7 protein-coding genes are annotated in these 9,643 nt (G+C 59.5%); 2 read left to right on the plus strand and 5 right to left on the minus strand.

The features are described from left to right. Nucleotides 1–97: 97 nt before the first annotated feature. Together NZK35_RS28440 and NZK35_RS28445 are read right to left on the minus strand one after the other, a co-directional pair. The gene (locus NZK35_RS28440; RefSeq protein WP_259635915.1) at nucleotides 98–343 is read right to left on the minus strand and encodes a (2Fe-2S)-binding protein; all 246 of its coding nucleotides are present in this window, start codon (nucleotides 341–343) and stop codon (nucleotides 98–100) included. Continuing rightward, nucleotides 340–1,527 carry a M20/M25/M40 family metallo-hydrolase gene (locus NZK35_RS28445; protein ID WP_259635916.1) on the minus strand — a complete coding sequence of 396 codons (1,188 nt, stop codon included), beginning with the start codon at nucleotides 1,525–1,527 and terminating at the stop codon, nucleotides 340–342. Before NZK35_RS28445 ends, NZK35_RS28440 begins: the two co-directional genes overlap by 4 nt. Before the next feature lie 160 nt (nucleotides 1,528–1,687). On the opposite strand from NZK35_RS28445, the gene rlmN reads away from it, so the two are divergent. Next, complete coding sequence (gene rlmN / locus NZK35_RS28450) at nucleotides 1,688–2,728, plus strand: 23S rRNA (adenine(2503)-C(2))-methyltransferase RlmN (protein WP_259635917.1); 1,041 nt, start codon at nucleotides 1,688–1,690, stop codon at nucleotides 2,726–2,728. Between the two features lie 312 nt (nucleotides 2,729–3,040). Here rlmN and NZK35_RS28455 read toward each other — a convergent pair whose 3' ends face one another. The 3 genes from NZK35_RS28455 to NZK35_RS28465 all read right to left on the minus strand — a co-directional run bounded on the left by NZK35_RS28455 (nucleotide 3,041) and on the right by NZK35_RS28465 (nucleotide 7,293). Next, nucleotides 3,041–4,561 carry a carboxypeptidase M32 gene (locus NZK35_RS28455; protein ID WP_259635918.1) on the minus strand — a complete coding sequence of 507 codons (1,521 nt, stop codon included), beginning with the start codon at nucleotides 4,559–4,561 and terminating at the stop codon, nucleotides 3,041–3,043. A 73-nt stretch (nucleotides 4,562–4,634) separates the two neighbouring features. Continuing rightward, the gene (locus NZK35_RS28460) at nucleotides 4,635–6,179 is read right to left on the minus strand and encodes an AI-2E family transporter (protein ID WP_259635919.1); all 1,545 of its coding nucleotides are present in this window, start codon (nucleotides 6,177–6,179) and stop codon (nucleotides 4,635–4,637) included. Nucleotides 6,180–6,471: 292 nt separating this feature from the next. Further along, nucleotides 6,472–7,293, minus strand: coding sequence for a DUF6690 family protein (locus tag NZK35_RS28465; RefSeq protein WP_259635920.1), 822 nt, complete (start codon nucleotides 7,291–7,293; stop codon nucleotides 6,472–6,474). A gap of 444 nt (nucleotides 7,294–7,737) precedes the next feature. On the opposite strand from NZK35_RS28465, the gene NZK35_RS28470 reads away from it, so the two are divergent. Beyond that, nucleotides 7,738–9,627, plus strand: a complete 1,890-nt coding sequence (locus NZK35_RS28470) for a TolC family protein (RefSeq protein WP_407699847.1) — start codon at nucleotides 7,738–7,740, stop codon at nucleotides 9,625–9,627. The last annotated feature ends 16 nt before the right edge of the window (nucleotides 9,628–9,643 follow it).

Below are 9,643 nucleotides of genomic sequence, written 5' to 3' on the forward strand. Positions count from 1 at the left end.
TTACGCGTCACGGCTCACTACATCGGCCTTCACTGAGCGGTATTGGGTTCGGCGCCGACAAACGGAAAGCCGATGGCATGGACAAACCGTACGATCCCTACTTTTCGTCGCGGTAGTTTTGACGCGCGATCGCGTATTGATCTGCGTCGGGCAAGGCTTCCGATTCGGGCGTTTCGGATTTCCAAAGCTGTTCCAAATACGGTCGGCACCAACCACAGCCGGTACCGGCTCCAAAGCACTCGGAAAGTTGCGATACGGTTTTCGGATGCTCGGTCCGAATGAACTGGATGACTTTCCGCTTGGCAACGCCAAAGCACAGGCAGATCGGTTGGTCGTCGTTCATGAATCGTCGGAGGGACAGATCAACAGGGTCGCGACGCGGCACGCGGCCAGGTAATCGGGAATGTTCAATTGCTCGTCGGCCGTGTGAATGTTCTCTTGGCCACAGCCGACGGTGACGGCATGGATGCCATGCTCCTTCAACCAGTTCGCGTCCAACCCTCCGCCGGCGACTTGACGGTAGGGCTGGCGACCGATGGCTTTGAGTGCCTGTTCGAGCGTTTTGACGGAAGGATCGTTGTCGGCCAGGCAGAAGGCTTCGTAATCGACGCGCGACTTAAAATCGCATTTGCCGCAAAGACCGGCGGCATTGGTGACCGAGTCGGCCGCAGCTTCGAACGCGGCGCGGATTTGGGCGACGATTTGTGATCGGAATTCGGGGTCATGGCTGCGTGCTTCGGCGCGCAAGGTCACCAGGGGGGTGACCACGTTGGTGGCGTCGCCTCCCTGGATCACGCCGACGTTCGCCGTCCCGCTGCGGCCTTCTTTTTCGATCCGCCCGAGCCAGCCGTCGGATTCCAGGTCGGCGATCGCTTTGGCAGCCATCACGATCGCGCTGGCTCCCTGTTCCGGGGCGGCACCGGCGTGCGCGGGGATTCCGGTCAGACTGATTTCCATCCGCTCGCCGCCGATCGCACCGACGGTGACCTTTTCGATTGCGCCGCCGTCAAAATTAAAGGCCTGATCGACGGGACCGACCATCGACGCGTCCAGGTGACGTGCCCCTTCCAGTCCGATTTCCTCTTGAATGAAAAAGGCGATCACGGCGGGATCGAGATCGGATCGTCCCAGCCGCAGTCGTTCGATCGCGGCGGTCAGGATGGCCGCGCAGCCGCTCCGGTCGTCCGCCCCCAGCCCGGTTCCGCCGCGGCTGTGAACACGGTCCCCGTCGACGACAGGGTCGCTGCCGAGACAGATCGGGACCGTGTCCATGTGTGCCGAAAGCATCGTCCGGGGGCCCTTGCCGCTGCCCGGCAGGTGAACGATCAAGTTGCCGCAATTGCCGGGCATACGGGTCCGAGTCTCGGCGCCATCGAATTGGATCGCGGATTCGTCCAGTCCTGCCCGGACCAAGGCCTCGGCGATGCGGTCGGCAACGTCGCGTTCGTTGCCGCTACCGCCCTCGATCGCGGTCAAATCGAGGTACCGGGCCAGAGCTTCATCTTCGTTGACTACGATTTCTTTCATCTTGCGGTTAAATTGAGGGCGTTCCTGAAAGCCGGCTTTCCCATTAGCGTAGGGTCCGATCCGTCGGCGTGTCGAGTGCCTCGTTTCCTTTTACCGCGTGTTGGTCTGCGTGAATCTTCCCGTCATCCAAACCGAATCTACCCCGAACGAGCCCCCGGCGATGGACGGCCGCGCGCACCTGCTGGATCTGTCGTTTGCCGATTTCCGGCAATGGTTGATCGAGCACGGCCAACCCAAGTTCCGTGCGAAGCAGGTTTTCGGTTGGGTCTATGAAAAGCGGGCGCGCGATTTCGACTCAATGAGCGACCTGCCCAAAACACTCCGCGAGCAACTTGCGTCGGAGTTTGTGATTTACCGATCTGACGAAGCGGCGGTGCAAACCAGCCGTGACGGCACCGACAAATTGCTGGTGCGATTGGCCGATGGTGGAGAAGTGGAATGCGTGCTGTTGCGAGACGGAAATCGACGCAGCATCTGTGTCAGCAGCCAGGTCGGCTGCGCGATGGGCTGTGTGTTCTGCGCCAGCGGGCTCGATGGGGTCGATCGCAACTTGACTCGCGGTGAAATCGTCGAGCAAATGCTTCGACTGCAGGCCCGGTTGGAACCGGAAGAACGGTTGAGCCACATTGTGATGATGGGCATGGGCGAACCGCTGGCAAATCTGGATCGCGTGCTCGGGGCGCTTGAGACGGCTAAGTCGGCCGACGGATTGGGGATCAGCCCGCGGCGGATCACGATCAGCACCGTGGGTTTACCGCCCGCGATCGATCGGTTGGCAGACAACGGTGTGCCCTACAATCTGGCCGTCAGTCTGCACGCACCGAACGAGGAATTGCGCAGCCAACTTGTTCCGGTGAACGAGAAGATCGGCATCGACGCCGTCCTGGCCGCTGCCGATCGCTACTTCGCCGCCAGCGGGCGGAGGCTGACGTTTGAATATGTTTTGCTGGGCGGTGTCAACGACGGTGCGGAACACGCGCAAGAACTGGCACAGTTGCTGCGGCGTCGCACGGTGCTGCTGAACGTCATTCCGTACAATCCCGTCGAAGGGTTGCCGTACCAGACGCCCAGTCAACGAGCGATCGCGGAGTTCCGTCAGATTCTCGAATCCGCGGGCGTCAACGTCATGTTTCGGCAACGCAAAGGGGATGAAATTGACGCCGCCTGCGGACAGCTGCGACGCAATCGGGCGGGGAAGTGAAAGTCAGATTCCAGCGGGACGCGTGAGCGACCGGCGCGTGGTGATGATCTCTGCACGCAATGCCATCTACATTGGCGCTGAAGGAGTTAGCGGAACGGCGCGAGCCGTCCGGTCGCGCTTCTTGGCGCTGAAGGAGTTAGCGGAACGGCGCGAGCCGTCCGGTCGCGCTTCAAAAACACCGTGAAAGACCGGAGGGCTCGCGCCCTGCCGCTAACAAAAATACCCCGCTTGGCGCCGGGGGCTTCGGCGTTGGGCCGACGCCGCGTGCCGGGACTTTTGCACGGCGCGTCTGGCGACGTGCGAAAAACGGAGTTAGATGCCGTACAGCGGTCGCAGCTTGTTTTCCAGGTAACGCATCAGGTGGTCCGATGAAAGTGGCTTGCCCGTTGCTGCGGTGATCAACTCGCTGCCGCTGAAATTGCGCCCGTGGCGATGGACGTTGTCTCGCAACCATTCCAGCAACGGCGCAAACTCTCCGCGGGACATCATGCCGTCGAGATCGCCCAACGTTTCCGCGGCGGCGTCGAACAACTGCGCCGCGGCCAAATTTCCGAGCGTGTACGTCGGAAAGTATCCGAACAGCCCCGCACTCCAGTGGACATCCTGCAGCACGCCATCGGCGTCCGAAGGCGGCGTGATACCCAGGCACTGCTGATACTGTTGATTCCAAGCGTCCGGCAGATCGCTGATCGAGAGTTCTTCGTTGATCAACGCCTGTTCCAGTTCGAATCGAATCAAAATGTGCAGGTTGTACGTCGCCTCATCGGCCTCCACACGGATCAAGCTCGGTCGCACCTGGTTGATGGCGAAATAGAACTCGTCCAAATCGGTTTCGCCCAGTTCCGCCAAAAACGCTTGCTGGGCTTTGGGGTACAGCCAGTCCCAAAACGGCCGGCTTCGTCCAACCTGGTTTTCCCACAAACGTGACTGGGACTCGTGGAGACCCAGCGACACATAGCTGCCCGGTGGCAAGCCGAACCAATCGTTTCGCAATCCCTGTTCGTACATGCCGTGGCCGGCTTCGTGCAACGTGCCGAACAGCCCGCTGGGAAGCCAATGTTCTTCGTAACGCGTCAGAATGCGGCAGTCATTGGGACCCAACGTGGTGCAAAACGGATGGCTGGTTTCATCCAAGCGGCCACGGGAAAAATCGAATCCGACCCACTCGGCCACCTTGCGACTGAAGGCCCGCTGTGACGCGATCGGATAACTGCGTTGGAGCGGCTCGACATTCGGCTGCCGGGGCGAGTCGGTCACCGCGACGATCAATTCGCTCAACCGCTGTTTCAAGTCGCTGAAGACGGGATTGAGTTCGCTGACCTTGGCGTCCGGTTCATACTCGTCCAGCAACGCTTCATAGACGCTGCGCGAGGTCCCTGCGGCCATACGGGAACCGGCTTCTCGCTTGAGTGCGATCATTTCGGTCAGTGCGGGCTGAAAGGCGGCGAAGGAATCTCGTTTGCGGGCGTCATCCCAGGTCTGTTGTCCTCGCACGGTCGCGACGCTCAACCGGGTGACTAAATCGAGCGGGAGTTTTTGGTCGCGGACAAAATCACGGTGCAGGGACCGAATCGTGGCGGCTTGATCCGAGTGCGGATCCAAGTCGCCGCTGTGTTCGAGCAACTCCTGCAATGCGTCGCCGTATTGGGCGTCGGTGCGCAGTTGATGCGCCGAGGAACGGAGCGTGCTGACTTGCTCGGCGCGATACTCACCGGCTGCGAGCGGCATGCCCGTCCGCTCATCCCATTCCAAAGCATCGGCGGCGGAGTGGAAGATCGCGGCTCGGCGAGCGGTCTCGCAGACCGATTCGAATTGGGCTTCGTTGAAGGGCATGGGGACGGCAGAAAAATGATGGGCAGAAAATGGGAACTGGAAGACAACAAAATCTAACAGCTAACAGCTAGCCTCACGCTTCCGAGGCGACGGCGTCTGGCTCGGGATGGGTATCGCGGAGTGCGAGTTCGTGGTTGAGGATTTCGAGCAGGGTTTGCAGGAACACGACGACCATGGGGCCGATCAGGATTCCGATCGGGCCGAACACTGGAACGCCGCCCAGGACGCTCAACAGTGCGACCAGTGGGTGTAATTCCGAGTGGCCGTGTAGCACATAGGCTTTGATCACGTTGTCGATCGACGAGACGACCGCGGCGCCATAGATGGCCAAAAAGATTGCCGCTCCGTAGCTCTGGTCGACCGCTGCCAAGTAGATGGCGCAGGGCACCCAGACCGATGCGGCGCCCAAAAACGGAATCAGGGCCATCACCGTGGTGACCATGAACAGCAAGATGAAGGATTCGAATCCGCAAAAGAAGAACGCGATCGCGGCGAGAAGTCCCTGCACGATGGCGCTCAAGATGCTCGCCAGCACGACCGCGCGACTGGTCTTTTCAAATTCGCCCAACAGCCGTCGTTCGTAGGAGTCGTCGAGGGGACTGAGCCGCATCAGCGTGTGCACCATCGCCGGTCCGTCGACGAAGAAAAAGTAAATCGAGATCACCATGATCAACATGCCGATCACGATTTGCACGACGACCTTTCCCGTCACCCCGGACAGTTTGACGAAACGTGGCTGCAAGTACTCCCGTGCCGCGCGGATCGCTTCGGCCAAGTCTTTTTCACTGGGATTGGTTAACAGTTTGACTTCCGTTCGAAATGATCCGCCCAATTTGGCGTTCATCCAAGTGTGAATCGACGCGGATGCGACGACGGACCCACGATGAAAACGCTCTTCGGTCGCGATGCGTTCGGCCGGGTCCTCCGTGTCTTGGACCGTTTCCAATTGCTCGACAACGTCGGCAAACTCATCGAGTCGCTGTTTCGCAACGTCGCCGGTTTCGCCCGTCGGGGCGGCGCCGACCACTTCTTTTTCCAGAAAGGTGATCAGCTCCTTCGATTCGGCGATCTGCGCCCGGACCAATTCGGGTTCTTCGATTTGGTCCAACATCCCGGCCAGATCGTCGAGTCGACGGAAGCGGTCGGCATGTTGAAGTTCCAGGCCGAGGCGGGTTCGCCCTCGTTCGAATGCCGCGTTCAGGTCGTCCAAATCTGTACGGCTGACCAACCCTGTCAACTGACCGATGGCCACGGTCAGCAGCAAGACGATCGGCATCAGCACGATCGCCAGGATCACCGAGGTAGTGGCAACCGCGGCGGTCCGTCGTCGGCCCTTGAGTTTCTTCAGAATCCACTCGTTGAGTGGGCGGAAGATGACGACCAGTGCCGCCGCCATGAACAGCGGAATGAAAAATCCCACCATCACCTTGTAGAACAGCAGCCCGACCACCAGGATTCCGGCGATCAATACGATCACCGAAGTGATTCGCGCCAGCGATGGTAGCTTTTCCAAGGCCGTCCGTGGTGGTGAATCGGATCGGGTAGACGCCGCGTCGACGTCGGTGGCTGCACCGCCGACGGGCGCGGCAGCGGGAGCCGATTGAACGTCAGCTTGCACGTCAGCGGTCTCTGCCGACGATGGCGCTGCTCGATCACGGGACGCGTCATCGGAATTTGCGGAGGGTTCTGAATTCACGGCAACGATGCCCTGGGAGTAGCTTGGAAATCAGTGTCGACGCATCATAAGACCCGGCGCGAGCGGGGTGCTACCGGACAGGCTCAGATGGCCAGTGAGAAGGCGCCAAATGATGGCCAAAAAGCGAGTCTTCCGCCGAGCCGAATGATTGTGTTGTGCCGGGAGGCTTCGTAAGAACGTCGCCCCGCCATTTGCTCGATCGCGGGACCATTGATTACCAGCGACCGGTTTGACGGTCAGAAATCACGATCTTGCGCGCTTCGTTGCTAATCCCGTACGCCAAGTCGGGCTGGTTCAGTTCCAGAAACACGGTGTATTTCTGGTGGATCGCATCGCTGTAGACGACCGGTGCGTGCGTCAGACGCATGAAATGCACGGGCCGTCCGTTCCAACGTTTGGTAAAGGCCCCGGCTTCCAAGGCCGGTTCGCGTTGCAGACCGTAGTAGCCGGTCATGGTTTCGGAAAAACGCGTCGGATCGCCGGTGAAGCCGTGGAAGGTCAGGCGTTGCAACCGATCGGAATAGTCGAAATAGAACGTCAACGTTCCCGCCACGTCGTCGGCCCTGATGCCGGTCACCACTGGAACGCGCAAGCCTTTCAAGTTCATATCCGCCAACACCGTGCTGACGCGTGAGAAGCGATTGACGACCCATTCGGGGCCGATGTCGAATCGCATCACTTCGCGGAGGTCTCGGACCTGATATCCACTCAGCGTCGGCTCTGCGTTGGGGTCCTCCGGGATGGCGCCCAGTTTTCGCGCCAATTCGGAATCATAGCGATAGCGATCTGCACGGACTTGTCGCAGCTTTTCGACTTCATAGTGGGAGTGGTTGGCGTAGCCGCTCGATCGGACTTCTTCGTCAGTCGAAATGCCGGGCGCCAGACCCGACAATCCGTCGACCGTGGACGATGCACCGTCAAAGAGCGAACCGACCGTGGACATCGTTTTGCGACCCATCTCGGTCTCCGTCGCGACGTACGGGCCGACGGCGGCAGCGGCGAGAAGGGCGGTGAGTTTGAGGCGGAGGGATGGCATGATCAATGTCCCGAGTTTTCCAGGGTGTACACAACCACTTTCATCGGAACGCGGGCACGGCATTCTTTTCGAATCAGCCATCCTTGGTGGTCACGATGACTCTAGCGATCGTAGCACCCCAGGCCGTGAAACTCGGTTTCACGCCTGGGCTGCTTCGTGCAGGTCGGCAGAGTTGGCCACGATCAATCGAAACACCGGTTTCGGCTCAGGAATCTCCGCGGGGTGTTCGATAACTGACGAAAGCGATGCCTAGTGCTTTGTTCCAATTTGCAATTAGGGTTGGCCAGCGAAAAGGGGTCAGACCCCAATAGTGCGAAGCACCCTTCGGGCCGTTCCGGCTATTGGGGTCTGACCCCTTTTCGCGAATCTCTCATCGACCCGAACATTGAAATGGAACAAAGCACTAGTGGTGCGTCAACTTTTAGACTTAGGGTGCCGCGGAACTTGCTGCAACCAACGATTCCCTCCGACGTCGACCGTCACTCAGCCACCGTTCGGTCTGGGCGTGTTTGGCTGCGCGTGCGACGCTGGGCATGCGTCGGTCTGGGGCTACTGGTCGCCTTGCCCAACTTCGGCTGCCATCGGTATCACAGCGTGCCCGAGACGATTGGTCAGCGTACCGATTGTGTCGATGCCGTGTTGTGTCAAATCGGAGCACCTGCAGCGGCCGTGGTCGCGACGGTGGATCACGTTCCGGCTCCGGTAACCTTGCGATCGACCGAGCAACTCGAATCGTCTCCGATGCGAGAGATCTCACTGCGAGACGCGTTGTCCATGGCGCTGGAAAACCACAGCGTGTTGCGGGACTTGGGTGCCGGCGTGCTGCGGGTTCCCGAACAACTGCAATCGGAATACAGCGAATCGCTGCAACGGTTGGATCCGCAAGAGAGTGTCGAAGCGGCACTCAGCGCCTTTGACGCGCAGTTCTATGCCTTCGGGAAATGGCAGAACAACGACCGTCGATTCAACAACCGTTTCTTCGGTGGCGGTGCCAACGCGTTCAAACAAGACACGCACGACTACGTGTTTCAGTTGAGCAAGCGAACGCCAACGGGAGCACAGTTCTCGGTGCGAAGCGTCACCGATTATGATGCCAACAATGCGACGGGCAATCTGACCGATAGCGCCTGGCAAACCCAGTTGCATGCCGAAGCGAGACAGCCCTTGCTGCAAGGCGGCGGGCTGCAATTCAATCGCATCGCGGGACCCGCTGCCGTACCGGGTGTTTACAACGGCGTGTTGATCGCCAAGGTCAACAGCGAAATCACGTCGGCCAAGTTTGAACAGGGCGTCCGTGATTACGTCAGCAATGTGATCAACGCGTACTGGGATCTGTACTTTGCCTATCGTGATGCCGATGCGAAACGCGATGCGATGTTGCGTAGCGAGCAGACATGGAAGAGCTATGAGGCTCAGAAATCGAGCAATCGCCAATCGGGAGCAGCCGAAGCCTTGGCGCGGGAGCAGTACTACCGGTTTCGTAGCGAGTACCAAGATGCCGTTGCGGGAAAGCCTTCGATGCGGACGCAGAACGGAAACTCGTCGACCGGAGGAGCGTTCGCGGGAGTCGGTGGCGTACAGGCGGCCGAGCGCCGGTTGCGGCTGATCCTCGGGTTGCCGATCAGCGACGGGACATTACTTCGCCCGAGTGATGACCCTTCGATCGCAAGCATCGAATTCGATTGGCAATCGATTTCCAGCGAAGCCGTTCTGCTGCGTAGCGAGTTGCAGCAACAGCGATTGAAGATCAAACAACGTGAAATGGAACTGTTGGCGGCCAAGAATTTTCTGATGCCGTCACTGGATTTTGTCACGCTGTATCGACTTCGCGGTCTCGACAAGAATCTGGGTGGCAGTGATTCCGCGATTTCAGACCTGACGTCGTTTGATCTGCAGGAATACGAAGCCAGTCTGGAACTGAAATTGCCGGTTGGATTTCGGCAGGGGCACCTGGCGGTTCGGCACGCAAAACTACAGGTGGCGCGGGAACGGGCGGTCTTGGCGGAACAGCAGCGGCAAATCATTCACGACCTGACCGCCATGGTGGCCGAGTGTGATCGGGCCTTTGCGCAAGTCGAAACCAATCGCCAACGATATCTCGCCGCCAGCGATGCCCTGGCCGCGTTGGAAACCTCTCAACAGGCCGGCATGCCGATCAATTTTGATCAACTGCTTGATGCCCAACGGCGCGTCAGCGAATCGCAGTCACGTTATTACGCCGCATTGGTCGAATACACGATCGCCACCAAGAACGTGCATCTGGAAAAAGGAACGTTGCTTCGGACCAGCGACGTGCTGTTGATTGCGGAACGGCGCGAGCGGCCCGTCGATTGAATCCGATCACACATGG

Origin of the sequence: Stieleria sedimenti, from assembly GCF_025060895.1 — a bacterium.
Classification (GTDB): domain Bacteria; phylum Planctomycetota; class Planctomycetia; order Pirellulales; family Pirellulaceae; genus Stieleria; species Stieleria sedimenti.